Genomic DNA, 25,077 nt, shown 5'->3' with positions numbered 1-25,077 from the left:
CCATGGAACATTCACTGACGCTGGACAAGGCACGCATCGCGGTCATCGGGCTTGGCTATGTCGGCCTGCCGCTGGCGGTCGAATTCGGCAAGCGCTACCCCACTCTGGGCTTCGATATCAGTGCCGAGCGTATCGCTCAGTTGCACGACGGTATCGATACCACGCGAGAAGTGACACCAGGCGAGCTGAACCTGGCGCCGCTGCTGAGTTTCACCTATCAGCCGGCCAGGCTGGCCGACGCCAATGTCTACATCGTCACGGTCCCCACCCCGATCGACGCCCAGCATAATCCCGACCTGACACCGTTGCTGGGGGCCAGTGCCACGGTGGGCAGGGTGATTGCCAAGGGTGATATCGTGATCTTCGAGTCGACGGTCTACCCCGGCGCCACCGAAGACGAGTGCATCCCGGTCATCGAGAAGCTGTCCGGGTTGCGCTACAACCGCGACTTCTTCGCCGGCTACAGCCCCGAGCGCATCAATCCCGGTGATCGCGAGCATCGGGTCACCAACATCCGCAAGGTGACCTCCGGCTCGACGCCGGCCAGCGCCAACTTCGTCGATGAGCTCTACGCCTCGGTCATCACCGCCGGCACCTTCCGGGCCAGCTCGATAACCGTGGCCGAGGCCGCCAAGGTCATCGAGAACACCCAACGCGACGTCAACATCGCCTTGATCAACGAGCTGTCCATCATCTTCGAGCGTCTGGGCATCGACACCGAAGAGGTGCTGGAAGCCGCCGGCACCAAATGGAACTTCTTGCCCTTCCGTCCTGGCCTGGTGGGCGGGCACTGCATCGGCGTGGACCCCTACTATCTGACCCACAAGGCGCAGCAGGTTGGCTACCATCCCGAGGTCATCCTGTCCGGCCGCCGTATCAATGACGGCATGGGCGCCTACGTGGCCAATCAGTTGATCAAGTGCCTGGCCAAGCGACGCATCCATGTGCAGGATGCCCGGGTACTGATTATGGGCCTGACGTTCAAGGAGAACTGCCCGGACCTGCGCAATACCCGTGTCATCGATATCATCGACGAGCTGCGCGAGTTCAACGTGGCGGTGGACGTGCTCGACCCCCACGTGGACCGTGACGAGGCGGTGGCCGCCTTTGGCCTTCGCCCTGTCGACGAACCGGAACCCGGCGCCTACGACGCCGTCATCATCGCCGTCGCTCACCACGAATTCCGTGATATCGGGGTCGAGCGAATCCGCGGCTGGGGCAAGCCGGAACACGTGCTGTATGACCTCAAGTATCTGCTGCCCAAGGGCGCGGCGGATCTGCGCCTCTAGCCTTTGTAGCTGCGCCTGGGGACATCTGTATCTGCGCCTCTAGCATCCTTAGCTACGCCTGGGCATCTGTATCGGCGCCTCTAGCGTCCGTAGCCACGCCTGGGGCATCTGCAGCGGCCATCGCCTTGCCTCCCTTCCTTCCTTCCGCTGCCGCCTGGCCAATCGCTGCGGCGGTGCAGGCGCAATAGGTGCCCGGCAGACAGCGAAATTGGTGCCCCAGAAACGCAATGGGCAGGACCCGAAGGCCCTGCCCATTGCGGTTTTTCCAGAGGCGTAGCCGCGGCCACGCTCAACAGGTTCCACAGGCTCAACAGACTGACGTCGACAGCCCCACAGCGACAACGTCACTCGGGACAGAGTGCAGGCTGCGTTGCCCGCGCCATGACCTCCTCGAGCACCCGACAGGTCTTGTCCATCTGTTCCTCGGTCAGGGTCGGATGGATCAGCAGCATCAGGCTGGTCTCTCCCAGCTCCCTGGCCACCGGCAACGGCCGCGACGGGCGCCAGGGAGTGTTGTCGAAGGCGCGTTCCCGGTAGACCTCGGAGCAGCTGCCACTGAAACAGGGCACTCCCTGGGCATTGAGACACTGCATGATGGCGTCGCGGCTCCAGCCCTCGGCCAGGCGTTCGGGACGGACAAACACATAGGCCTTGTAGCCGGCATGGACGATGTGTTCGGGCGGACGCGGAGCCCGCAGTCCCGGACAGCGATCTGCGGCGTCGAGAATGGCGTAAAGATTGGCGCGGCGGCGCTGACTCCACTGAGCCATGCGCGCGAGCTGGCGTCTTCCCAGCACCGCCTGCATCTCGGTCATCCGCCAATTGGTACCGAAACTGTCGTGCAGCCAGCGGAACCCCGGCGGGTGGGCCCGCTCATGGACCGCTTCCCAGCTCTTGCCGTGGTCCTTGTAGGCCCACATACGCCGATGCAGCCCAGGGTCGTCGGTGGTGACCATGCCCCCTTCCCCGCCGGTGGTCATGATCTTGTCCTGACAGAATGACCAGGCCGCCACATCACCGAAGGTGCCGACGCTGCGGCCACGATAGCGCGCACCGTGTGCCTGGGCGCAGTCCTCGATGATCGAAAGACCAAAGGTCTGCGCCAGTTCACCGAGAGCATCCATGTCACAGGGCCAGCCCGCCAGATGGACGGCGACGATGGCGCGGGTGCGTGGGCTCAGGCACTCCTCGACGCTGGCGACCGACAGGTTCTGAGAGTCACGCTCGATGTCGGCAAACACCGGGGTAGCGCCCGCATTGACGATGGCCGACACCGACGCCAGGAAGGTCCTGGGGGTCACGATCACCTCGTGCCCTGGTCCGATATCCAGGGCATGAAGCGCCAGATCCAGCGCCAGGGTGCCGTTGGCTACGGCGACAGCGTGTTGGGCGCCTGTCCAGGCGGCGAATTCGCGCTCGAACTCGCGGCCCTCGTCGCCGGTCCAGTAGTTGACGCGTTGACTCAGCAGCACGCGCGATACCGCCTCGGCGTCGCCTTCATCGAAGCAGGGCCAGGGTGCGAAGGGGCCATTGAGCATAGGGGCTTTTCTCTACGGAGGTCTTGTCGGGGTACCACCGGCTAGGGCTTGTCTGAAAAGTGCCTACGCTCGGTAATACGGCGTTAAAAATCGGATCAACATGCTCATTTACACCCTGTAAACTGCGCTGTCTCACCGATTTTTGCCTTGTCTAACCTTCGCTCGCCGACTTTTCGGACAGAGCCTAAGGAGATGGGACGCTATCGTAAACTCGCTCCCACTCAGCGCACGTGGCGTGACTCATGGTCGAGTCGATGGTCCAGAAGCTGGTTCGGAAACTGTTTCGGAAACTGGTTCGGACGATGCTTCAGAGGACGGTGCAGACGGCAGACTACCGACCTGCGCCGGAAGGCCGATCCGCTGGTACAACTGCCGATACTGCTCAACCACCTGAGCAAGACCGAACTCGCTCACGATGCGCTCTCTTGCCTCTCGTCCCCGTTCCCGGCGCCTGTCGGCAGGTTCGTTCAAGGCTTCCAGCAAGGCCCGGGCGAGGGCCTGGCTATCTCGTGGTGGCACGATGCGTCCGCTGGTACCGAGGATGTAGTCGCTGTCACCGACGTCGGTCGCCACACAGCTCAGTTCGCAGGCCATGGCCTCCGCAAGGGCATTGGGGAAGGCCTCGAGCCATGAACTCTGACAGAACACATCCATCGCCTGCATCAGCTCGCCCACGTCGTCTCGCTCACCCGTCAGCAAGAAGCGCGAGCGGTACTCGTCCGGCACGATGCCCGCCAGCTCCGGCGCATCGAAATCGACGCCACGACCGACCACCAGAAAGCGCGCCTGAGGCATTCGTTCGGCGACGGTGACGCAGGCCCGCAACAGATTGGGATGATCCTTGATCGGGTGGCATCGGGCCACATGCCCCACCACCCATTGTTCATCGTTAAAGCCCAGACGCTTCCGCACGTGTTGCCGGCTGGCCGAATCCGGCGCCACGGCGGCGGTATCGAAGCCGTTGGGAATGACCAGTGCTGCGTCATCGCGGAAGCCGAAGTCGCGATGTTGCCGCCGAGACAGGCGACTGTTGAAGACGATCGCCCCGGGCCCGCCCGAGAGCCGTCGGTTGGCGCGAATGGCCCACCGGGTCAATGGTTTGTGGCGCTCGATCTGGTAGAGGCACTGGCGCACGTTCCAGCTCACCGCCGGCCGCTGGCGGCACAGGCGAGCCGCCATGCTGGCCATGAGGTTGCCGTGGTACATCCAGCCCTGAATGACGTCAGGGGCGAAACGTCGCACCAGAGCACCCAGACGAGGCAGGGTCCAGGGCGCGGGAATTCCCTGGCGCATGCCAAGAGCATGGACCTCGATGCCCAGCTCGCGAATACGTGGCCCGTAGCTACCCTCGTCCATCAGGGCGATCACTGCGACCTCGTCCGGGGCACTGACGCCTGCGGCCAGCAGATTGTAGAGATTTCGCTCCGCGCCACCGGTACCGAGTCCGGTGATGACATGAAGTACGCGCACAGACATGGGCAGACACATCCTGTGATGGGCAAGAAAGCGACAACAACGCAGTCGCTCAGGGAAAACGCAGAGGTGCCACGGAAATGGCGGTGGCCGAGATTTGCCGCGGATGGCCCGAGCACAGAGCCTTGCGCAGGCGCACCAGAACTCAGCCCTGCGACGCCATCGACGATACGCCGCTGTTCAGGCGAACAAGGTAGCGCTCGACGGCCAGTTCGGCGCCAAAGTCGGCGGCGCGCTGGTGAACCGGTGGATGCTCGTCACGCGCCAGCACTTCGTCGAGCGCGTCTGCAAGCGCTTCGCTGTCGCCCATGGGAATCAGCCGCCCCCAGCGCCCGCCCTCGAGAATTTCCTGAGGGCCCGAGGGGCAGTCAGTCGCTACCACCGGGGTGCCGCAGGCCATCGCCTGGATCAGCACGCTAGGCAACCCCTCGGCGTAGGACGACAACGCGAAGACCCGGGCCTTGCGCATATACACAAAAGGATTGTCGACGAACCCGGGCAGCGATACGGCGTCGGCCACCCCGAGGCGATGCGCCTGGTCAAGCAGCGTGTCTCGCAGCGGTCCTTCGCCGAGAATCGTCAGTCGCACCTCTCGGTGCTCATGGCGCTGACGCAGGCGTGCCAGAGCGTCGATCAGCACGTCGAAACCCTTCTGCTCGATCAAGCGTCCCACCGCGACGATGCCGACTTCGCCGATATCCTCCACCGACGACTCGGCGAGCTGCACCAGCCGCTTGTCGACGATGGGATTGAAGATGACCTCGATCCGAGAAGGGTCCAGCGCCAGGCCTCTGGCCAGGTCATCGGCGACACCTTGGGAGACCGCCACCACGGCGTCGGCTCGCAGATAGGCATGGCGCATCAGCCGCCGCATCACCCGGGCATTGAAGCCGGTGTTTCTGGCTGTCACTGCAAAATAGTTGGTGTGCTCGGTCACCACCAGTCGACAGTCGAGGCGGGCCAGCGCCCGCGCCGCCACCGCCACCACGTTGGCGTGGCCCATCGCCGACAACAGGGCGGCGGGCCGTTCGCGCTTCAGATAGCGCACCAGCGCAGGCAGACTGCTGGCGACCCTGGAGGCGCCCAAGCTGAAATGGCGAATGCCGGGGGCGATTTCCGCCTGGTAGACGTTCTCGTCGCTGGCGGTCACCAGGTCGACCTCATGACCGGCCGCGACGAAACCGTTGGCGAGCAGCACCATGACCCGCTCCGCGCCGCCACCCCGCAGCGACGGCAGAAACAAGGCAATCTTTTGCATAGGACTTCGAATAGCGCTTCGAACAGGGCTGCGAACAGGGCTTCGAACAGGGCTTTGCATGGCGTCCTTTTCCTTTGCTCTTCGTTCGAGCATGACCAATGGTCGGGCGGGCTTGAACGAGCGGGATGGCGTCTCAAGGGAGACTTAACGCTGCATCGCGCTCGATCTGGAGCCCAGGCGTCTCAACTTCAGCGCCAACGTCAACAGCGCGGAGGCAGCTCCGATCAGCACTGGGTGACTGGCCAATCGAAATAGCGCGAGATCCCGCCGCTCGCGCCAGTTTCCAGGGGTGAAAATCTCCACCTGAAAGCGGCAGGCGGTAAGGTCTCGTCTGCTCAGGCTGGACAACCACTGGCGTCGGGAAAAGGCGTTGCGATGATGGTCCTGACACAGGTAGCGCTTGACCACGTAACGACTGGCATCCAGATTGGCGCTGGAGCTCATGCGGCCCTGGCGCGTCACGTCCATGACTGCGGTCGGCTGCGGGTCGAACAGTAGACGCTCGCCCTGGTGAAAGGCACGAATGGCGAAGACCCAGTCCTGGTGCTTGCGCGTCGCGTCATCGAAGCGCGTCCCCTGCCAAAAGGCCTTGCACAGCGACAGGGTGGAGGAACGCACGTCTCCACGCTCCACGAACAGGTAGTGACGCATGTCGCCGCCGCGGTAGGCCGGAAGTCGCGACGCGCTCAGGCGGGAGGCGTCGGCGAGGCGCGCGAGATAGTTACCAAAGATGACGCCGGCGCCGCTATCGCGGTGCATGTCCATGCGGCGCTTGAGTGCCCCTGGCGCCAGGGCATCATCGGAGTCCAGAAAGAAGACGAAAGCCCCACGGCTCTCCTCGAGTCCCCGGTTGCGGGACACGGCGGCGTTGGACCTGGCAGGCTTCTCGATCAGCCTGACGGCTTCGTATCGCTGTACCAGCCGCGAGAGCGCCTCACGGTCATCCGAACAGTCGTCCACCAGCAGGATCTCGTGGCTCAACCCTTCGGTCTGGCTTACCACGGACAGCAGGGCTCGCTCGACGAAAGCGGCGCTATTGTAGGTCGGTATCACCACCGAGACCTGCATAGGTTTCCCTCCTGACGGTTCGGCCCTGACTTACCTGGGAGCCGCGACCTTGCCACCGTCGGATCGCCTTGATGAGCGCTCCTGCGGAAGCCGAAGCAGCGAGCCAAGATAATCGAGCCCTTCATCGCTGTAGCCATTGTCCATGTTGGCCGAGGGCGTAAAGGTCATCTCACCGAGAACGGGACGGCCGTGCTCGATGTAGAAGTCCACACGCACGAACGCAAAAGGCTCGGCCAAGGCGCGGGCGGACTCGAGCAGTGGTTCAAGACAAGCTGGACGGGCCAGATCGGCGGTGTCGGTGATGATCGGCACCTTGGCAGCCATCAGCTCAAGCGGCCCCCAGTCTCGATCGAAATAGGCGTAGCGAGTCTGCTTCTTGTCCGAGGCGCACAGCAGCACCACCAACGGCTCGCCGTTGAAGCAGTAGACCTTGTAGTCCAGGGGCGCGTCCCTCCCCCCGCTGTCCAGCATGCGCTCGGCAAAGATCCGCGGCACGATCTGATCGTAGTGATACTCGAGCTTGCGACGCCCATAGCGTTCCGTCATCCAGCGCGACAGATCCTGGCTGGCCTTGCGCCTTTCCAGGGTCGACTTGTCGTGCACCAGGATGTTGTAGCCGCAGCCGTGATTGCACTTCAGCACGAAGGCGTCTGGCAGGGCTTCCCAGTCGATCTCGTCGACACTGCGATAGACGCCCAGCAGATCATTGAGAATCGCACCCTGGCCTCTTGAGCTCGCGTAATCGTGCAGCCCGAGCTTGTCGGCGCACCTGGCCATCAGCGGGTCACGATGAAACAGCTTGAGCCACTGAAGCTTCTCGTCGAAGCGCCTGGGGGTTCGAAGGTCAAGGCGGCGCCGGGTCTTGCGTTGGTGCATCAGTCGCGTCGCCTGCTCGTTGGAGAAGGCGTCCAGCCCCAACATCCCCAACGTCCACAGCCGGGACTTGGCCGCGCCCATCCACTCATTCATGACCGCCATTGTCCGCTCCTTGCACGGTTCCATTGAAGCTCAATGACCGCCCTGCCGTTACTTCGCGGTCGTGTCGGCAACGCCGGCCTACCTGCGTCAGATCGATCAGGTCGCCCAGGTAGCGTTGTCCGTAGGCGTTGTAGCGCCGTGATACGTTCGCCCCGGGTGTAAACGTCATCTCACCGAGCACCGCCCGCCCTTGCCGCTCATAGAAGTCGACCCGGACGAAGACAAAACCCCGCGACAGCCGCTCGGCCAATTCGAGCATCTCGTCGAGCGCTCGAGGACGGGCCACGCCAGCGGGGCTCTGATGCTGCCGGTCATTCAGCTCGAGCCGTTGCCAAGCCGGATCATGGAAGTCGAAACGCATGTCGCCTCCCCTGTCGGTGCATACCAGCACCACGCGAGGGCGGCCATGAAAGCAGTAGACCTTGTAGTCCACGGGCACTCCCCCGGTAGCGGTCTCGATGTACTCCTCGGCCAGCACTCTCGGGGGAATGGCGTCGTAGTGATACTCCAGATAGCGTCGGGCGTAGCGCTCCTTCAGCCAACGCTGCAGCCGTCGCTTGACCGCTCGCTCGTCCGCCTTGCGCTTGTCGTCGATGATCACGTTGTAGCCGCAACCGTGGGTGCACTTCAGCGCGAAGCGCGCCGGCAGTTCGTCCCAGACGATCGCATCGACGCTCTCGTAGAGGCCGATCAGTCGACTGAGGGCAACGGCGCAGCCTCGCTCGGCGGCGAACTCTCGGACGGCGTACTTGTCGGCGCAGCGCGAAAGCCCTCGACGATCACCGTACAGCTTGAGCCACTGCAGCTTGTCATTGAAATCCCTGGGATCGTCGAGTTCGAGCCGCTGCCCGTACTCTCGCCGGTGCACCAGCCTTGTCGCCAGACGCGGCGACAGGCGGTCGACCACCCCCAGAGCGCATCGCCACCCCAGCTTCTCCGTCCTGTCGAAGGCTCGCTGAAATCCTGTCATACGATAATCCCTTGTACAGAAGCGCTCTCACGTCTTGATCAACCCCTGGTCACGCCGTCTTGCCCGAAACAGGGTCACACCGACCAGCGCCAGATTGAGCATGGCGCCGACCAGAGAGAAGGCCACCACCGCAACGAGATCGCTGTGATACACACGAAACCCCACATACAGCGCGGCCACACGGCCGAGCACGCTGAGTACCTCGTAAATCAGAAAACCACGCTGCAGGCCCAGACTGGCGATGGAGGCCACACTGGGCTTGTTGAGAAAGGCAAAGTACAGCCAGACCGCCATCCAACGTGCGTACTCGCCCGCCTGCCACCAGGGGTCACCGAACAGCAGAGCAAACAGCCAGGGCCCCAGCACCACCATGACGCCAAAGGGGGCGAGTCCAACCGCCGCCATCACCAGGGTGGTCTTCCCCAGTGACGCGGTAATCGGCTCGCCGCGGTTGACTGCCGAGGCTACATGGGGATAGAAGACGTCGTTGACCGACTTCGCCAGCAGCACCATGGGCGCGGCCAGTACCGAGGCCGCCAGGCTGTAGTGCCCGGCGGCTGCGGTACCGAAGAATGCCGCCAGCAACAACACCGGCAACGACTGCGACAAGGCGTTGAGCGTCACCTGGGGTGCGCGATACAAGGGAAAGTCACGGTGGCGACGCGCCAGTTCCCGCCATGGGGCGCCCCGGCCCCCGCCGACCAGACCATCACCGAGTCGCCGGTCTGCCCACCACAGCAGCAAGGCGTTAAGCCCACTGGCGGCGGCGGTGACAAGCACCAGCGTCACCCCGACCGGATGCAGCACTCCACCGGTCGCCTTGGCCAGGTTGAGGACCAGGGCATGGATCAACGCCACCTTGGCCGTCACCCCGAATCGCTGACGCCGAATCAGCCACTGCTGCATGACCTGTTGCATGGCCGCCAGCAGCATGGCCACAGGCAGCAGCCAGATCAGCATGGCGGCAAGCCTCGGATCGAGATGCCGATCCAGTAGTGGTTGCAGCACAGTGAGCGCCGCCACGGCGGCCAGCGCCAGCAGCACCGCCAACCCCATGCTGAGTCGGGCCAGCCCCCGGGCGTCTTCGTCGCGCGGCGGCAACACCATGGCGACCGGGTAGGTCAGGGCCGCCAGCGGCGCGACGACACTGACCAGGGCGCTGAAGGAACCGGCCAGGCCGAAGGCGTCAGGGCTGAACAGACGGGTGATGAGTGGCGCAAAGGCCAGACTCAGCGCCTGTGCCCCCGCCGTGCCACCGGCTACCAGCAACACCTGGGACAGCAAGCGATGACGTCTGAGCGCTGTCAGCCAGCCCCGTTGCGGCAAGACCGCGGCCACCGAGTCGGTATCCCGGGGCGTCATTCATTGCCTCGAAAGGGCTTCATGGTGACGCTTCCTTGGCCACTGATACCCTCGCGGCGCAGCACCTTGACGACCGTCATGGCCAGTATCCGGATATCGAGCGCCAGGCTGTGGTGGTCCACGTACCAGACGTCAAGCTGGAAGCGCTCGCGCCAGGAAAGCGCATTCCTGCCGTTGACCTGAGCCCATCCCGTAATCCCCGGTCGCACCTCGTGGCGACGGGCCTGGTCCCGGTCATACAGCGGCAGGTACTCCATCAGCAGCGGGCGTGGCCCGACCAGACTCATCTCGCCTTTCAGCACGTTCCAGAGCTCGGGCAGCTCGTCCAGGCTGGACGCCCGCAGCCAACCCCCGAGCGTCGTCATGCGCTGCTCGTCGGGCAGCGTGCGTCCCTGCTCGTCACAGCGCTGGGCGAGGGTCCTGAACTTGATCAAGCGGTAGGGACGGCCATGCAGCCCAGGGCGCCACTGAAAGAAAAAGGCCGGCTTGCCAAGCCTCAGCCGGACGAGTCCCCAGATGCCGAGCATCAAGGGGAATAGCAGGACCAGCAACGAGGCGGCCACCAGCACATCCAGACAACGCTTGGCCATCATCATCTCACCACGCTGGGGTCGAGCCCTGCCGGGCAGGACGACGCCGTATCGACCCCCATGGCCTCGAGGATGCTGTGATTGACGCGGTGCACGTCGTAGCGCTCCTCGGCGCGAGCGCGGGAGGCCTGGCCGTGCTGGACGATCAGCGCCGGCGTTTCCAGATAGCGTTGCAACGCCTGGCACAGGGCGTCGACATTTTTCACCTCCACCAGATAACCGTTGACCCCGGGCGCGACGGTCTCGCGGCATCCCGGCGCGTCGGTGGTCACCACCGCACGCCCCAGGGCCATGGCCTCGAGCACCGTTCTCGGGGTCCCCTCGCGATAGGACGGCAGCACATAGACGCTGCATTCGGCGATGGCCGGACGGACATCATCGAGTCGACCGAGGTACTCGATGGCGCCGTCATCGATCCACGTCTGAAGCTCGTGCGCCGCGATGCTGTCGGGGTTGTCGTCCAGCCAACCCGCCAGGCGAAAGCGCACCTGGGGATGGCGCTGGCGGATACGCGTCGCTGCCTCGGCGTACTCGCGCACCCCCTTGTCACCCAGCAAGCGAGCGATCAGCAGGAAGCTGACCGGCTCTGTCGATGGAGCTACCGGCGAAAAATGCGCCAGATCCACTCCGGAACCGTTGATCACCCGGGACGCCGTGGTATCAAGGAGAATCCCCTCCTCGATGAACAGGCGACGATCATCCGGGTTCTGGAACAGCACCATATGAGCCCGCCCCAGAGCGACGCGATACAACCGCCGCACCAGCGCCTTGATCAAGCGGCGCTTGGCGCCACCCTGGGTGCCGGTAAAGGCGTACCCCAGCCCGGTGACCAGCAGGGTCCGCTGGCGCACCCCCAACACCCAGGCGGCCAGTGCCCCGTAGACCACCGGCTTGATCGTGTAGGCAAAAAGCCCATCGGGGCGTACCCGCAGCATCAATCTCATCAGAGCCGCCAGGGTCTTCAGATCGGCCAGCGGATTCATGCCGGTGCGCGAAAGCGGGATATCGTGCAGCGTCGCGCCGAGGGCCTCGAGACTGGCTTTAAGACGCGACGAAGCAGCCGAACGCTCGGCGTCACCCTCACCGCCAGCGTCACCGGTAGCGCCCCTCCCCCCCACGGGCGCGGCGACATGGACCTCGATTCCGCGAGCGACCATCTCCCTGATCAGCTCACCGCGAAACCCGACGATGGACTCGGGGTAGCTCGCTACCATCAATAGTCGCTTGATCATCTCGCCACTCCATTTGGCGTGCTTCCGACAGACGGCGAAGCGCCCCCGGTCGATTCGGCGTCGGTGGTTGTCTGGCGCGGGCGCCCCATGACGGACATCAACAGATAGATAAGCACCGGGGTGAACATCCACTTCTGACGCGCAGCGATGCCCAGATTGGCAGTGGTCATCGCCAGGATGGTCCAGGCCAGCAGCAGGTAAAACCACAGAAACAGTCGATTGGCGGGAGGCGCATTGCGCCCGGTGATGGCGGCGATGCCACCGACCACCATCAGATACAGCAAGATGACGTTATCCACCGAGGAAGCCAGCTGGAACACACTGCTGGCTTCCATGGGCAGCGGCCTGAACATATAGGTGAAAAGCTGCATCGGCAGACTCATGGAGGCGATGTCCACCGCACCGCCGCCGGTCTGGTTGTAGCTCTGCCGCAATTCGATGTAACTCATCACCTGATCGGCATCGGAGCCGCTGCCGACCCCGGCGTAATCCAGCGCCAGGGGTACGATGATCGCCGCCCCGGCAAGCGCCGCAGTCCCCAGCAAAAGCCGCTGCCACAGCACGACGCCGGGCTGCAGACAGAAGGCAGCAGCCAAGGCGATCAGCTGTATACCGGCCATGTGCGGTCGCACCACCAGCATGATCAGTACCGCCACCACCATCAGCAGATGTCGGCGTCTGAGATCCAGCGCCGCCCACAGCGAAAGCCCCATGGACAGAAACGACAGCGCATCCTTGCCGATGGCGGAGCCCCAGTAGTGCATCGAGGGCAGAAAGAGTACGGCCAGCGCCAGCAGACGAATACCCAGGGCACGCTCGGCAATGGCCTGATGAAGACTGCCGGCGAAGGCCAGCAGCCCGACATAGCCGGCCAGATTGAACACCAGAAAGGTCCCCAGAAACGACAGCCCCAGGCCCTGGGTGAACAGCGAGGTGAACACGATCACCCCGGCGGTGCCAAAGGAGAACTCGACGCCGTCGTTCAACGACGCCCGGTAGTACATCAAGGAATCTCCGCCGTCGCCGTTGACGAACCAGGCGTAGAGCACGCAGAAGGCCGTGTGCCAGAGATAGAGCGGCAGACACAGCATGTAAGACAGCCCGAAGGCTCGCCCCACCGCTCTGGCAAGCCACAGACCGAGCACGAACACCGCCAGGGCGGAGTACACGTCCCAGGCGGAGGTGACATAAGGGATGGGAACCATCGGCGGTAAGCTCACTCATTTGACGTGCAGGCATGCCGTTCGACTACCACGGGGCCAGGTGCTGGACGGACAGCGTCCTTCTCAGGCAATCGCCACATGGTCGATGTCGTCGTGACCGGGATCGCCCACGGCCAGATCGCAGACTCGTCGGATATGAACGTCGCCCTTGAGGTCGACGAAGGTCACCCTGTCGAGCAGATCCAGGCAGTAGAGCTCAGAAGACGAGGAATAGTGATACACCACCAGTTCGTCGACCCGGCTAGCCAGTAGACGAATCCACACCTCGGCGGGAATCCACGGCTGCTCCAGCACCTGGATATCAGCATCGAGCCAGGCGCAGCCGTCGTGGGGATGGGGCTTGAACAGCAACAGAGGATGACGTCGCTTGAGCTCGGCAAGCCTCTCGGCGGAGATATCGCCGCCCCCCCAGGTACCCAGTACCAGCGCCGGCGTTGCCGACGTCAGCCGGTCGAGCCAGGGCGACAGCAGTGCCTGCCAGTCCTCCCAGCCTTGCTCCAGCTCGCCGACGAGCCCCGGGCAATAGCGCGCCTTGTGCGCCAGGCGTGGATTCAATCGGGCGTAGGTCCGCGGCCGCGAAACGAACACCAGGTCGGTCCTGCGGCCGCCTCCGAAACGCAGTCCGCAACCGCGCACCAGGGCCACCAGGCTCCACTTCAACCGCCTGGACAGAGGCATCTCGTAGAGATAGGAGCTGAAGTAGGTGCTGACCCCCTCCTCGTAAAGGCACAGACAGCCTGTCTTCAGCGGCGCCAGCAGCAGGTACTTGCTGGTGCGATCGTTGTCGATGAACAGACTGTCGTAGTGCAAGGCGCCCAGCGCCTCGCGTGCCGCGGCCTGGGTCGGCACGCGGCGTATCTCGTCAAAGAGAGATCGATGGTGGCTCGCTTCGACAAAGGCGTAGAAGGCGTCATACTCGGCGATGCTTTCGGCCACCAGCAGCACCAGCGCCTGCTCGATTCGATAGTGACGAACGATCGAGGCACAGGTCAGAAACTGCAGCGGCTTGCAGCAGATAAAGACGCTTCGGCCAAACGACGCCTGCGTGCTCGTCGCCGGCACTGCCCCCCCTGTGTCGATCCCTTCCTGAGGCGGTGTTTCTGCCCCACCCGGCGGATGCGCGCGCTCGCCACTCACCTCCTCCCTCGCCCGGTTCATACCAGCTCCACCAGACCACAATCGCGCCAGCGCTTGAGATAGTCGTGAACCACGCTCTCCTCGAGGCCGACCTCCCTGGCCAGCTGGCGCACGGTGGTCGGGCGCGTCAGGGTCGGGATGGAGTCCATCAACAGACGCATGCGCCGGCGTGACTCGTCCGGCACGTCGCCGAAGGCGACCTGGCCAGGATCCACATAGAGGTCATGGCGGGGGTGAGACAGGCAGACGTTGCCCTCGAAGCGCTTCTTGATCAGCGGCGAGGACTCGATATCGTCGATGGCGGCGAGCACCACGTCACGCGCCTCGAGCAGGCGCTGCGGCGACATCAAGCCAAGGTTATCGGCGTCGGTGTGATACTCGGGATAGGGATAGCGCGACAGCGAGGCCATGGGGATGCCGTAGGCTTCCCACAGGTACTCGTCGTTGAGCAGCAGGCTCTCGAAGGCGCCCTCGCGGTAGTCGTGCCCACCCTCGCTGAGCACGCGCGACAACGCCTGCTCGATGTTCGATCCGGCACCTCGTGAACGCTGCAGATTGAGTATGGTGGGCGAGCCCAGCATCTCGAGCATCACACCCTCGAACAGTCGAGCGCGCTCTGCGGCGGGAAGCCGCCCAAGATAATACTCGGTGCCCATGATGCCGGGGGCCAGCACCAGTCGGTAGCTGAAGCGCCTGGGTCGCGCGGCAAGCGCCTCGAACACGGCGAGCCCCACCGCCACACCGGACAGACCATCGTTGGCGACGCCGGGATGATCCAGGTTGGCCCCCAGCACGATGGTCTGCTCGAGCTGACCCGGCAGGTGATAGTCCAGGCAGCGCAGATACCCCGGCGCCTCGCGGGTCTCGATCACCACCTCGTAGTCACCAGGCGCAAGACGCTCGACAAGAAGACGTGGCACGCAGAACCCCCAGTCACGCTGCCAGCTGGTAAATAGCTGGCGGAAATGAAACGGGATGCGCTCCTCGTAGCGGTGATCAAAATGCAGGTGGGACTTGAGTTCTTCTCGCGAGACCGTGCCTCGGAACGGCAGTGACAGCGCCATCACCGCCATGGGATGCCAGCGACCATCATAGATACACTCGCCATCCTTGTAGATGGCCGCCTCCAGTACGTCCCACCTGGGCGGAATCACCCAGCCATTGTGGACGTCAGAGGCCTCGAAACGATGCTCCCTGAGCGGCCAGCGCTCGGCCAGGTAGGCCACCGTGGCGTCGTAGTCGCTCGAGCAGATCACCCGATTCAGCGGAGTGAGGTCGGCCAACATGGCCATCATGGCGTCGCCGGCGGCGACAGACGCTGTCGTCGCGCTCTGCGTGCACGCTGTCATGACAAGATCCCTGTGCATGGTAGGTAGGCTGGCGGCAAACCGCCGGGGCCGCGCCAGGCTCGGCGCAAATGGGGAAGACGTGGAGGTGGACGAGGATGTGGTCAGCTATCAAACCTGGACGGTCGCCGGGTCGCCAGGGCAGGCAGCGGCCTGGCTGGGCAGATCATTGGTGTCCAGGCGCGGCAGCAGCAAGGGGTCGTCCCGGGCCGGGTCGGCCTGTCGCGACGCCACGGTCAGCCCGGCGGCGCAGCCAAGCTGGCGTAGACGACCCAGCAGCGCTTCGTCGACGCCACCGTAGGGATAGCACATCACCCAGTCGTCGCCGAGCACCCCCAGGTTTCGAAGATGAGCGAGACTGACCTCGAGGTCCCTGCCCTGTTGTTCGGGCGTCAGGCTGTCGAACCAGAAGTGCTGATCCCCGTGGCAGCCGATATGCATGCCGGCCTCGTGCAGCTGGCGGACCTCGGCATCGCTCAGATAGAGCATTTCGGCGAAGGCTCGCTGGTCCGTGCTGACGAAGCGCGCAAACAGCTCATCGATGACGTCATGGCGAACCTCGAAGGGCAACTCCCGCTGCAGCAGGCGCTTGAAGAACAGGGTATCGGGGTCATCGAAGCGTCCCTGGCGCGACAGCCGATGATAGACCCTGCGATGGATATCCTCGTAGGTCCCCAGGCCATGACGCTCGCGACGCTTGTCCAGTGCCCTGCCCAGAGCCGGCAGCAACTCTGCGGTGGAAGCGACGCTGGCCAGCACGAACTGGATCTTGTTGACGTCGAGGATCAGGCCGTCGCGCAGGGTACCGGTGCAGGGAAAGAAGCTACCCTCAAGGCCGCGTCGCTCGAGCTCCGGCAGCACATGTTCGAGGTGATCACGATAGCCGTCGTCGAAGCTCAACAGCACCGCCTGCTCGGGCAATGTCTGCTGGCCGCGCCAGGCGGCGATCACCTGTTCCATCGTCACCGGCCGATAGTGCCGCTCGAGATGGTCGAGCTGAGCGCGAAAGGCAGCAAGCTCCAGCGCCTTGAGGCGCGGATAGCGCGACCCGGCCAGCGGTCGGACATAGTGGTACATCACGATGGTCAACATCGAGCGAAACTCCTTCCCTGCCGTTCAACTGGTGCCGTTGATCGGGTGCCGTTCATCGGATGCCGTTTATCGGGCAGCGTGCATCGACGCCGTGCTACCAGGCGCTCAAGCCACCATCCACGTGAAGCGTCTGCCCCGTCACGTAGCCGGAGGCATCCGAGGCCAGAAAGATCAGCGCGCCGACCAGATCGGTCGGCGTTCCCATGCGCCCCAGCGGCACCCTGGCCGAATAGCGCTCGACGAAGGCTGAGTTCTGGCCACTCTCGATGCCGCCCGGTACCAGGGTATTGACGCGGATACCGTGGCCTGCCCAGAGCGTGGCGAGATAACGCGCCAGTCCAGACACCCCGGCCTTGGAGGCGGCGTAGACCGGAGGCGTGTTGATGGCCACCCCCAGGTACTCCGAGCCCTCGTAGATACGCGGATCGCAGCCCATCTCGCCGTAGATGGAACCGGTATGGATGATGCTGCCGCCTCGACCCTGCTCGATCATCTGCCGGCCTACCGCTCGCGACACCAGAAAGACACCGTCGAGATTGACCGCCATGACGTCACGCCACTGGGCCAGGGTGTAGTCTTCGGCCGGAGCAAAGAAGGCCTCCAGGTCTCGCGCCTTGGTCGCCGCATTGTTGTGCAGGATGTCGATGCCTCCCAGCGTCTTGACCGCATGCGCCACCATGGCCTCGACCGAGGCCTCGTCGCTGACGTCACAGCCAAGTCCGAGGCAAGGCTGACCGTGGTCGGTCTGAAGCTCGGCGGCGAAGCGCTCGGCCTCGGCAGCGTCGAGATCCGCGACCACCAGCGAGGCGCCGCATTCGGCGAGTCCTCGACAGAAGTGCCGCCCCAGGATGCCCAGGGCCCCGGTGACCAGTGCTACCCGACCGCTCAGATCGAACAGCGCCGATACCGCGCACGCCTGCGCGGGTACAAGGCCTGCACCCTCATTGTCAGAGCGCATCGAGACGTACCTCCTCTCCCCGTTCGGCCGCCAGACGCCCGGCGATCAACGTCCTGATCACCGCGAGTGTGGTCTGGCATTGATGACGATCCGGCCCCTGCTCGAGCATCCGCCAGAACTCCCACAGGGTGCGACGAAACATGCCGAAGTTGTCGCGGATGTCGGCACTGGTCTGGCCGGCATCGCCAAACACCTCGATGCGAAAGACCGGCGGCACCTCGCCGAGCGCATCGATGCTCATCAGGCTGCCGTCACTCATGGTGATGGCGAAGGACTGGTGGCCTGCCCCAAGCGCTCTGACGGACACCGGCGTCGCCGCCGTCAACGGCAGGATGGCGTCGAGCAGGTGAACCCCGTAGCGCTCCCAGTCCTTGACGATGGCGCCCCTGGCCAGGCGCCAGTTGCCCAGCGCCCCCGGCGCCGCACGCAGGGCGTCGAGTTCGCTGGCAAAGCGCATGCCGGAACATGACATCAGGCGCCCTGCAGCCAGGTAGGGGGAAAAATAGGCCAGATCCTGCGGATCCAGGGTCAGCGGCTTGTCGATGAACACCGCCAGGCCCGCCTCGAGAAAGGGAGCCGCCAGTTCGCGGTGGCTCGCCGGATCGTCACGGGCGATGATGACCGCATCCACCTGCCCCAGCATGTCTCCAGGCTCGGCCACGGCCTCGTCGATATGGCAGGCGCGACATAGCCGTTCGGTGACGTGTCGATCCTGGGTCCAGGCACGGGTGACACGCAGATCACCGACGCCAAATTCCGAGCGATGTCGCCGTGCCAGATAGTCATGGATCACCGGCCAGCCCGCCTCGGCCATGGCCGCATCGCGGTAGCCATTGAGGATGGCGGAAAACGAAAACGGGTGACCGTTGCCGGGACTCATGCCCAGCATGCCAATACGCCTCATCGGCACGCCCTGTCACTGCTGCTTACGTCCGCGCCACTGCTGTCGAGACCGCTGCTCTCGTCTGCCTCTGGCCAAAGCCGGGCAAAACCTGCCGGCGCGGTCCCCGCCAGCCAGTCGATGCCATCGAGGGACGGCGTCAGCGGTATCTCGTGCCCCAGCCAGAAGAAGCGCCCGCTGGCGCCATCCGCGGGCAAATCCAGCAGATGGTCCAGGGTCGGTAGACAGACCTCTGGCGCCATCGGTGCCTCCGGGGCCATCTTGCTGCGCACCGGGCCGGGGCTCATCAGGTTGATCTTGATATCCACGTCCTGATGTTCTCTGGCGGCGGTCACCGTCAGCGCATTCAGCGCCGCCTTGGAGGCGCTGTAGGCGGCATGCCCGGCGAAACAGTTGAGCGGTGCGCCGGAGGTGATATTGACGATGCGGCCAAAGCCACGACGGCGCATGCCGGGCAGCACCGCCGCCATGAGCATGGCCGGCGCGATGGCGTTGACCTCGAGCGAGCGCCGAAGCACGGCTTCGATATCGGCGTCCACTGGCGCAGGCCGATTGAAGCCGGCGTTGTTGATCAGATAGCCGACGTCGCCGCATTGCTCCATCAGTGACGCGATATCACTTGCGATCTCACCGCCGGCGAGATCCAGGCAGTGGACCTCGACACCGGGAAGGCTTGCGGCCAGTTCTGCCAGGGCGTTGGCGTCACGCCCCAGCGCGATCACCCGAAAGCGGCGGTTCAGGTGGCGGCACAGGGCCATGCCGACCCCACCGGTAGCCCCGGTGATCATGATCGCCGGGCGCACATCGGTGGCTGCGGGAGTCACTAAGGCTTCGACAGGGTGGCTCAACGGGCTCTCCTCAACAGGCTTTCGACGATGACGAAGTCGTGCTCGCGGTCGATGTCGACCGAGCGTTCCGCCGGCATGATCACCGCGCCACTGCGCCCAAACAGCAACGCCTTGCCATCCTCGGGAAGACGATCGGGACGGAAGGCATAGACGGCACCATTGAGCTGATAGGCCATGGGTAACGCCTGTCGCGGCAGCCAGGGATCGCTGCCGTCGATAAAGGCGGTGGGCCGGCCCCGCGCATCCAGCCGCCAGGTACGGTGAGGATTGACCTCGGCAGCCTTGAAGGTGGCCACCGAATCCAGCCCCTGCACCACCAGACGCGACAGGCACTCGGCCACATCCTGGGCACTGCGCAAGGGGCAGGTGGGCTCCAGCAGCACCATCACCTCGGGAGCCTCGCCGCCCTGGTTCAGCTCATCGAACACTTCGCGGATGGCGTCGATCACCAGCGCCTCGTCGGTGGCCAGATGCGCCGACCGACGATGCACCTCGGCGCCATGCCGGCGGGCCACCTGGGCAATCTCGTCATCATCGGTACTCACGATCACCCGATCGATCGCCATCACCTGCCGTGCCACCTCGATCGACCAGACCAGCAGCGGGCGTCCGCCGAGCGGCCTCAGGTTCTTTCTCGGCACCGACTTGCTGCCGCCCCGCGCCGGTATCACCGCCGTCACCGACATTGCCGCCTCGGACACTGGTGTCATCTTCATTTCCTGAAGGTTGTTAGGGTCGTTATCGAAGCGACGAAGGTCAGCCCATCAGGCCTTTGGTCGGAGAAGAGGTGCCGCCCAGAGGGGACACCTCGTCGATGTCGAAAAACCACTTCTCACGGATGCCGGCATCCAGCTTGACCCGTTTCAAGGTGTTCTTGATTCGCCGCGAGGCGGCTCCATCCTCGAAGGGGTCATAGGGATTGCTCAGGGCGCCCAGCGAACGCTTGAAGGTCTCGCTCAGGGCGGTCTCGATGCCCTTGGCGATGGCCTCCTCCGAGGCCTCGACATTGATCACGTTTGCCGCCTTGAGGCGGCCGTCCTGACGCTTGCCGACATTGACCACCGGCCGACGGAAGGATGGCGCCTCGATCAGACCGCTGGAGGAATTGCCCACCAGCACATCCATGTGCTCGAGACAGCCGTGATAGAGACGCTGTCCCAGACTGTCGACCAGACGCCTGGCCTCGGGGCGCTCGGCACACCAGCGCGCCAGCCGGGCATTGATGCTGCGTCCATGACAGTCGGCGTTGGCCTTGCACACCAGCACGTCCAGATCCTCGAAACGCGACAAGGCCGCGATCAGCGCTTCCACGTCCTCGCCCGTGCCCGCGGTCACCGGGTGATAGGTGACCAGCGCGGTGGGTCGGTCCAGTGGCATGTCCAGGGCCCTTGCAAGCACCGCCCTGGTCGGCGTGCGGCTGCGGTACAGGTGATCGATGCCCGGCGCCCCATGGACAAACACGCGGCCGGGGTCTTCTCCCATCTGCAGGATGCGACGACGGTAGACCTCGGTGGCGGGAAAGTGCAGGTTGGCCAGCTTGGTCACCGCATGACGATAGTACTCGTCCAGGGCGCCACGACTGGTCTCGCCCCCGTGGAGGTGGGCCAGGGTGATACCGTGGGTGACCGCCGCCAACGCCACCGGCACGATTTCGAAACGGTCGCCCAGCAGGACCACCAGATCGGGCCGGTCCTCGACCAGGGCATCGCCGACGCTCAACAGCGCCAGCCCCATGGCCTTGGTCATGGCGTTGCGCGAGTCCGACGCCAGCAGGATCTCGAGGCGTCGATGCAGACGAAAGCCGTCGCGCTCGATCTCGCTGACAGTGGAGCCGAACTCGGTGGACAGGTGCGATCCGCTTGCCACCAGCATCAGTTCCAGCGCAGGGTCTTCGTTGATTTCCCGAAGCAACCAGTAGAGCAGCCCATAGTCCGCTCGAGAGCTGGTCAGGACCCAGATCTTTCTCGGAGTCATGCCAGTCCCCCTCATGCCCAGGCCATCATGTCAGATCCGCCCAGTCCAGCAGGGCGTCACGACCGATACGGCGTCTGGCCACCCGACCGATCAACTGAGGCAGTGCGGCGGCCGGCAGACCGCTGCCAGGCCGCTTGAGCAGCAAATCGCCTTGCGCCAGCACTTCGCCGGCGTCGATATCGCGCCCGGCTACCACGCTGCGACGCACCAGCTCCCGCTGGGGCTGCTCACAGGGCGCCGGGCGCTTGCGCCCATCGCCGAGGGCCTGCTCGATACGACGAATGGCGGTCACCATCGCCAGGAAGGCCTGAGGATCCAGCGAGGCAGCATGGTCCGGCCCGGCCATGGTGGTATCCAGGGTCAGGTGCTTCTCGATGACCACGGCACCCCGTGCCACCGCCGCCAGCGCGATATCGATGCCATCGCTATGATCGGAGTAGCCGACCGGGCAACCGAAGGCCTGGGCCAGGGTGTCCATGGCGGCGAGGTTGATCTGGTCCACCGGCGCCGGGTATTCGCTGACACAGTGCAGTACCGTAACGTCGCCGGCCCCCGCCGCCGAAAGGGTCGCCAATGCGGCTTCGATCTCCCCCAGAAAACTCATGCCCGTGGACAACAGCACCGGTTTGCCCTGGGCGCCGATACGTGAAAGCAGCGGCAGATTGGTCAACTCCCCGGAGGCCACCTTGAAGCAACCGACGTCCAGCGCAGCCAGCCACTCGACGCTGTCCTCGTCGAAGGGGCTGGCCAGGAATTCGATGCCACTGTCACGGCTGTACTGGGCCAATCGCCGAAAATCGTCAAGGCCAAGCTCCAGGCGCTTGAGCATGGCGTACTGGGAGCCGTCCTCCGGGCAGGCCTTTCGCTGGTAGCTTGCCTGGGCGGCGTCGGCGGTCACCAGTTGCTCCGCCTTGAACCACTGAAACTTGACGGCATCGGCGCCGCACTCACGTGCCGCGTCCACCAGCGCCATGGCGGTATCCAGGCACCCATTGTGATTGACGCCGGCTTCGGCGATCACCTGTACGCCTGGTGACTCGGCGCGGCTCGATGCCACCCTCCTGGTCTCGACAACCTCAGAATGACTCATTCGTGTCCCCTGCTTGCGCCTCTTGGCAGAAGCGCCTTCCCTGTTTGCGTAGACCTGCTTTTTGCGTAGACCTGCTTTAATTATTTTTTCGTCTTCTGGCGCTTTTCGCTGTGACGTCTGGTGGTGATGCGTGTCGGCCAGGCGCATTCATTGCCGTCGTCGCGCAGGCGTCCCGAGATACACTCCAGGGCGTGTTACGTCCCCTACCACGGTGGCACCGGCGCCGATCACCGCCCCCGCACACACTTCGACCCCCTGGATCAGGTTGGCTCCGGTGCCGATCATCACGTCCGCCCCTAGCCTGACGCCCCCACTGAGCGTGGCACCGCAGGCGACGTGGACGTTGTCGCCCAGCACGCAGTCGTGGTCGACCACCGCCCGGGTGTTGATCAGACAGCCTCGTCCCAGACGACTGCCGGTGACCACCACGGCACCATCCAGTATCACGCTGCCGTCTCCCAGCTTCACGTCGTCATGCACCATGGCGTTGTGCGTGATCAACGGCGGCAGGTCGAATCCCTGCGCCAGAAAGGCCTCGATCAGCGAGCGCCGCCAGGGCGCGCTGGTGACCATGCCGACCCCCAGGAAGGCGACGCCTGGCAGGCCTTCCGGCGACGCCAGTCGACAACGGTCCTGCCCCAGCCAGGGGACCGGCATGGCCGACGAGGGCTCCTGTGCCACGTAGCCGGCCACCTGCCAGCCAAGCCCGCGCAGTCCATGCAGCAGCACCCGCGCATGGCCACCGCCGCCGATCACGAAGCACTGCTTCATCGGTGCCCGCCTCCCTTTATCGATGCGCGTTCGCTTTACCAGCGCTCCGTCCGTCACTTCGCCAGCGGTTCGTCCGTCGCTTCACCAGCGCTTCACCCATGCCTTCATCCGCGCCCTCGCTCGCGCCCTTCACCGGAGTCCCGTCTCAGGCGCTCTGCGCCATTCGCTTGAACACCTCGTTGCGCGACATCAGCTCCCGGTAGCTGCCCTGATCCACCAGGCGTCCACGCTCCATCATGTAGATGCACTCGCAGGCCATGACGGTGGTCAGTCGATGGGCGACCAGCACGATGGTCTTGCGACCGGCGAAGTCGTGGATCGCGTCCATGATCAGCCGCTCGGTGATGCCGTCCAGGGCACTGGTCGCCTCATCCAGCACCAGCACCTCGGCCTCGTGATAGAGCGCCCGAGCGATGCCGATGCGCTGGCGCTGTCCCCCGGAGAGCTGGACACCGCGCTCGCCGACCAGGGTCTCGATGCCCTGAGGCAGCTCGGCCACGAACTCGGCCAGATGGGCGAGTTGAAGTGCCCTTTCGACGCGGTCGTCGTCGATGCACTCGGGGGCCAGTCCAAAAGCCACGTTGTCGCGAATGCTGCCATCGCATAGATAGAGCTGTTGGGAGACGAAACCCAGCGCGTCCTGCCACTGGCGACGATTGGCCTCATCGATGACATTTCCGTCCACGCTGATGCGCCCTCGCTGGGGCTGCATCAGTCCCAGCAATAGATCGATCAGGGTGGACTTGCCGGAACCGGAGGCGCCGACCAGGCCAATCACGCTATTGGCCGGTATCACCAGGCTGACGTCGTCCACCGCGGGAGAGCGTGCGCCGGGATAGCGAAAGCTGACCCCCTCGAGGCGAATCTCGCGCTGGGCCTTGAGGGCTGAGCCGCCCTGGGCCGAGTCACCGCCATGCTCAAGGGCGCATGCCTGGTCATGGGCATGGCTGGCCCGCAGGTCATTGCGAATTTCCTCGAGCGCATGCAGGTTCCCGCGGATGCTCGAGACGCTGGCGTAGATATGCTGAAAAGCCGGCAGCAGCTTGAAACCCGCCAGGGCATACACCGCCAGTACCGGCAGCATCGACGCCATCTCGCCCTGGTGGGTCTTGAGCAGGTAGAACAACAGCAGGATCACCGAGGCGAAGGCCACCACCTCCATCGCATAGCGCGGCGCCTGCTTGAGCGCCTGATTGGTGCCCTGGGCCCGGGCAAAGCGTCGACTGGCCCGGTCGAAACGCTCGGTCAGCTGGGTCTGACGCCCCAGCAGCAACAGATCCTTGATCCCTCCGAATCCCTCGGCCATCAGCCGAAAGCGCTGGCCCTGGGCCGCCGACAGCGCCTCGCCGTTGCTCATCAGGCGACGCCGGGCGGTGTGATAGAGCAGCAGGTAGGCCAGTGAGAACAACGCCATGGCGCACAGCGCCACCGCGGGGTTGTAGATCAGGATGGCCAGCGACATGAACAGCGCCAGCACCACCTTGGCATTCATCTGCATCAACGGATCGATGACGCCCAGCATGACTCGCTGGCACTCCTGAGCGATCTGCTTGGTCAGATAGCTGCTGCTGCCTCCGGCGTGGAACAGCCAGTCCTTGTGCATGTAGTGGGCGAACAGTCGGGAACCCAGCTCCGCCCCGACGGTGGCGCCGTAGACCGCCAGCCGCCACACCGTCACCATCGACACCACCGCGGCGACCGACAACGCGCCCAGCACCCCCAGCCCAAGCCATAGAAGAAAGCGCTCCGGCGAGTCGGCACCGCTGGCCCGATAGAGCTCGCCCATCACGCCGTCCCCGCCAAGACGCTCCAGATCGCCCACTACCGCCATGAAGGGCGCGATGGAGGCGACGCTGAGCAGCTCGCACAGCGCCATCGCCACCACCAGCACCTGCAGCCGCAGCAGTTGCCGGCGCTGGTGGTGAGTCAGCAGGCCGTAGAGTTCGCGCAGATCAGTCAGCATCTCACCGTCCCTGGTT

At 64.6% G+C, this 25,077-nt stretch carries 22 protein-coding genes; 1 reads left to right on the top strand and 21 read right to left on the bottom strand.

Features of this window, described 5'->3' with window-relative positions; all coding sequences use genetic code 11:
- The first annotated feature begins 2 nt into the window (after nt 1–2).
- A complete protein-coding gene (tviB, locus tag NFH97_RS17110; RefSeq protein WP_045993356.1) occupies nt 3–1,289 on the top strand; it encodes a Vi polysaccharide biosynthesis UDP-N-acetylglucosamine C-6 dehydrogenase TviB in 1,287 nt (428 codons plus the stop codon).
- Between the two features lie 344 nt (nt 1,290–1,633).
- On the opposite strand, the gene NFH97_RS17105 is transcribed toward tviB, so the two are convergent.
- From NFH97_RS17105 to NFH97_RS17005, 21 genes are all read right to left on the bottom strand, one after another.
- The gene (locus NFH97_RS17105; protein ID WP_349625218.1) at nt 1,634–2,827 is read right to left on the bottom strand and encodes a DegT/DnrJ/EryC1/StrS family aminotransferase; all 1,194 of its coding nucleotides are present in this window, start codon (nt 2,825–2,827) and stop codon (nt 1,634–1,636) included.
- A gap of 240 nt (nt 2,828–3,067) precedes the next feature.
- Complete coding sequence (locus tag NFH97_RS17100) at nt 3,068–4,303, bottom strand: glycosyltransferase (RefSeq protein WP_213227194.1); 1,236 nt, start codon at nt 4,301–4,303, stop codon at nt 3,068–3,070.
- A 142-nt stretch (nt 4,304–4,445) separates the two neighbouring features.
- Nucleotides 4,446–5,558, bottom strand: a complete 1,113-nt coding sequence (locus NFH97_RS17095) for a glycosyltransferase (protein WP_222569827.1) — start codon at nt 5,556–5,558, stop codon at nt 4,446–4,448.
- Nucleotides 5,559–5,702: 144 nt separating this feature from the next.
- Nucleotides 5,703–6,626: a glycosyltransferase family 2 protein gene (locus NFH97_RS17090; protein WP_222516580.1), complete on the bottom strand. Its 924-nt coding sequence runs from the start codon at nt 6,624–6,626 to the stop codon at nt 5,703–5,705.
- A 30-nt stretch (nt 6,627–6,656) separates the two neighbouring features.
- Nucleotides 6,657–7,604 (bottom strand): ATP-grasp fold amidoligase family protein, encoded by a 948-nt coding sequence (locus tag NFH97_RS17085; RefSeq protein ID WP_222516581.1) that lies wholly within the window; start codon nt 7,602–7,604, stop codon nt 6,657–6,659.
- Nucleotides 7,588–8,574, bottom strand: a complete 987-nt coding sequence (locus NFH97_RS17080; RefSeq protein ID WP_222516582.1) for an ATP-grasp fold amidoligase family protein — start codon at nt 8,572–8,574, stop codon at nt 7,588–7,590. Before NFH97_RS17080 ends, NFH97_RS17085 begins: the two co-directional genes overlap by 17 nt.
- 27 nt (nt 8,575–8,601) lie before the next feature.
- Entirely contained in the window at nt 8,602–9,936 is a 1,335-nt protein-coding gene (locus NFH97_RS17075; protein WP_222516583.1) for a lipopolysaccharide biosynthesis protein, read from the bottom strand.
- Nucleotides 9,933–10,526 (bottom strand): sugar transferase, encoded by a 594-nt coding sequence (locus NFH97_RS17070; protein ID WP_045994001.1) that lies wholly within the window; start codon nt 10,524–10,526, stop codon nt 9,933–9,935. The genes NFH97_RS17075 and NFH97_RS17070 overlap by 4 nt, the downstream gene beginning before the upstream one ends.
- A gap of 2 nt (nt 10,527–10,528) precedes the next feature.
- Complete coding sequence (locus NFH97_RS17065) at nt 10,529–11,758, bottom strand: glycosyltransferase family 4 protein (RefSeq protein WP_349625217.1); 1,230 nt, start codon at nt 11,756–11,758, stop codon at nt 10,529–10,531.
- Nucleotides 11,755–12,963, bottom strand: a complete 1,209-nt coding sequence (locus tag NFH97_RS17060; RefSeq protein ID WP_349625216.1) for a hypothetical protein — start codon at nt 12,961–12,963, stop codon at nt 11,755–11,757. Before NFH97_RS17060 ends, NFH97_RS17065 begins: the two co-directional genes overlap by 4 nt.
- 81 nt (nt 12,964–13,044) lie before the next feature.
- Nucleotides 13,045–14,043: a hypothetical protein gene (locus NFH97_RS17055; RefSeq protein ID WP_045993990.1), complete on the bottom strand. Its 999-nt coding sequence runs from the start codon at nt 14,041–14,043 to the stop codon at nt 13,045–13,047.
- A gap of 92 nt (nt 14,044–14,135) precedes the next feature.
- The gene (locus NFH97_RS17050) at nt 14,136–15,467 is read right to left on the bottom strand and encodes a DUF4910 domain-containing protein (protein ID WP_349625215.1); all 1,332 of its coding nucleotides are present in this window, start codon (nt 15,465–15,467) and stop codon (nt 14,136–14,138) included.
- Between the two features lie 108 nt (nt 15,468–15,575).
- Nucleotides 15,576–16,556, bottom strand: a complete 981-nt coding sequence (locus NFH97_RS17045; RefSeq protein WP_349625214.1) for a polysaccharide deacetylase family protein — start codon at nt 16,554–16,556, stop codon at nt 15,576–15,578.
- A gap of 94 nt (nt 16,557–16,650) precedes the next feature.
- On the bottom strand, nt 16,651–17,514 hold the full coding sequence (locus NFH97_RS17040; protein WP_349625213.1) for an SDR family oxidoreductase: 864 nt from the start codon (nt 17,512–17,514) through the stop codon (nt 16,651–16,653).
- Nucleotides 17,504–18,418, bottom strand: coding sequence for a Gfo/Idh/MocA family oxidoreductase (locus tag NFH97_RS17035; protein ID WP_349625212.1), 915 nt, complete (start codon nt 18,416–18,418; stop codon nt 17,504–17,506). The genes NFH97_RS17040 and NFH97_RS17035 overlap by 11 nt, the downstream gene beginning before the upstream one ends.
- Complete coding sequence (locus NFH97_RS17030; protein WP_349625211.1) at nt 18,415–19,263, bottom strand: SDR family NAD(P)-dependent oxidoreductase; 849 nt, start codon at nt 19,261–19,263, stop codon at nt 18,415–18,417. The genes NFH97_RS17035 and NFH97_RS17030 overlap by 4 nt, the downstream gene beginning before the upstream one ends.
- A complete protein-coding gene (locus NFH97_RS17025) occupies nt 19,260–19,973 on the bottom strand; it encodes an acylneuraminate cytidylyltransferase family protein (protein ID WP_348814436.1) in 714 nt (237 codons plus the stop codon). Before NFH97_RS17025 ends, NFH97_RS17030 begins: the two co-directional genes overlap by 4 nt.
- A 46-nt stretch (nt 19,974–20,019) precedes the next feature.
- Nucleotides 20,020–21,237: a UDP-N-acetylglucosamine 2-epimerase gene (gene neuC, locus NFH97_RS17020; protein WP_222516592.1), complete on the bottom strand. Its 1,218-nt coding sequence runs from the start codon at nt 21,235–21,237 to the stop codon at nt 20,020–20,022.
- A gap of 25 nt (nt 21,238–21,262) precedes the next feature.
- The gene (gene neuB, locus NFH97_RS17015) at nt 21,263–22,327 is read right to left on the bottom strand and encodes an N-acetylneuraminate synthase (protein ID WP_348826607.1); all 1,065 of its coding nucleotides are present in this window, start codon (nt 22,325–22,327) and stop codon (nt 21,263–21,265) included.
- A 147-nt stretch (nt 22,328–22,474) separates the two neighbouring features.
- Nucleotides 22,475–23,098: a NeuD/PglB/VioB family sugar acetyltransferase gene (locus NFH97_RS17010; RefSeq protein ID WP_108132864.1), complete on the bottom strand. Its 624-nt coding sequence runs from the start codon at nt 23,096–23,098 to the stop codon at nt 22,475–22,477.
- Between the two features lie 145 nt (nt 23,099–23,243).
- Nucleotides 23,244–25,061, bottom strand: a complete 1,818-nt coding sequence (locus NFH97_RS17005; protein WP_349625210.1) for an ABC transporter ATP-binding protein — start codon at nt 25,059–25,061, stop codon at nt 23,244–23,246.
- Between the last annotated feature and the right edge of the window lie 16 nt (nt 25,062–25,077).

Origin of the sequence: Halomonas sp. SCS19 (genome assembly GCF_040147015.1) — a bacterium.
Taxonomy (GTDB): Bacteria; Pseudomonadota; Gammaproteobacteria; order Pseudomonadales; family Halomonadaceae; genus Halomonas; species Halomonas litopenaei.
Note: the sequence above shows the minus strand (reverse complement) of the source record. Positions and strands in the feature narration are given on the sequence as shown.

Excerpts from the sequence above, each read along its gene's own strand:
- tviB (WP_045993356.1), top strand. The coding sequence starts at position 3 with ATGGAACATTCACTGACGCTGGACAAGGCACGCATCGCGGTCATCGGG.
- NFH97_RS17105 (WP_349625218.1), bottom strand. The coding sequence starts at position 2,827 with ATGCTCAATGGCCCCTTCGCACCCTGGCCCTGCTTCGATGAAGGCGAC.
- NFH97_RS17100 (WP_213227194.1), bottom strand. The coding sequence starts at position 4,303 with ATGTCTGTGCGCGTACTTCATGTCATCACCGGACTCGGTACCGGTGGC.
- NFH97_RS17095 (WP_222569827.1), bottom strand. The coding sequence starts at position 5,558 with ATGCAAAAGATTGCCTTGTTTCTGCCGTCGCTGCGGGGTGGCGGCGCG.
- NFH97_RS17090 (WP_222516580.1), bottom strand. The coding sequence starts at position 6,626 with ATGCAGGTCTCGGTGGTGATACCGACCTACAATAGCGCCGCTTTCGTC.
- NFH97_RS17085 (WP_222516581.1), bottom strand. The coding sequence starts at position 7,604 with ATGGCGGTCATGAATGAGTGGATGGGCGCGGCCAAGTCCCGGCTGTGG.
- NFH97_RS17080 (WP_222516582.1), bottom strand. The coding sequence starts at position 8,574 with ATGACAGGATTTCAGCGAGCCTTCGACAGGACGGAGAAGCTGGGGTGG.
- NFH97_RS17075 (WP_222516583.1), bottom strand. The coding sequence starts at position 9,936 with ATGACGCCCCGGGATACCGACTCGGTGGCCGCGGTCTTGCCGCAACGG.
- NFH97_RS17070 (WP_045994001.1), bottom strand. The coding sequence starts at position 10,526 with ATGGCCAAGCGTTGTCTGGATGTGCTGGTGGCCGCCTCGTTGCTGGTC.
- NFH97_RS17065 (WP_349625217.1), bottom strand. The coding sequence starts at position 11,758 with ATGATCAAGCGACTATTGATGGTAGCGAGCTACCCCGAGTCCATCGTC.
- NFH97_RS17060 (WP_349625216.1), bottom strand. The coding sequence starts at position 12,963 with ATGGTTCCCATCCCTTATGTCACCTCCGCCTGGGACGTGTACTCCGCC.
- NFH97_RS17050 (WP_349625215.1), bottom strand. The coding sequence starts at position 15,467 with ATGACAGCGTGCACGCAGAGCGCGACGACAGCGTCTGTCGCCGCCGGC.
- NFH97_RS17045 (WP_349625214.1), bottom strand. The coding sequence starts at position 16,556 with ATGTTGACCATCGTGATGTACCACTATGTCCGACCGCTGGCCGGGTCG.
- NFH97_RS17040 (WP_349625213.1), bottom strand. The coding sequence starts at position 17,514 with ATGCGCTCTGACAATGAGGGTGCAGGCCTTGTACCCGCGCAGGCGTGC.
- NFH97_RS17035 (WP_349625212.1), bottom strand. The coding sequence starts at position 18,418 with ATGAGGCGTATTGGCATGCTGGGCATGAGTCCCGGCAACGGTCACCCG.
- NFH97_RS17025 (WP_348814436.1), bottom strand. The coding sequence starts at position 19,973 with ATGACACCAGTGTCCGAGGCGGCAATGTCGGTGACGGCGGTGATACCG.
- neuC (WP_222516592.1), bottom strand. The coding sequence starts at position 21,237 with ATGACTCCGAGAAAGATCTGGGTCCTGACCAGCTCTCGAGCGGACTAT.
- neuB (WP_348826607.1), bottom strand. The coding sequence starts at position 22,327 with ATGAGTCATTCTGAGGTTGTCGAGACCAGGAGGGTGGCATCGAGCCGC.
- NFH97_RS17010 (WP_108132864.1), bottom strand. The coding sequence starts at position 23,098 with ATGAAGCAGTGCTTCGTGATCGGCGGCGGTGGCCATGCGCGGGTGCTG.
- NFH97_RS17005 (WP_349625210.1), bottom strand. The coding sequence starts at position 25,061 with ATGCTGACTGATCTGCGCGAACTCTACGGCCTGCTGACTCACCACCAG.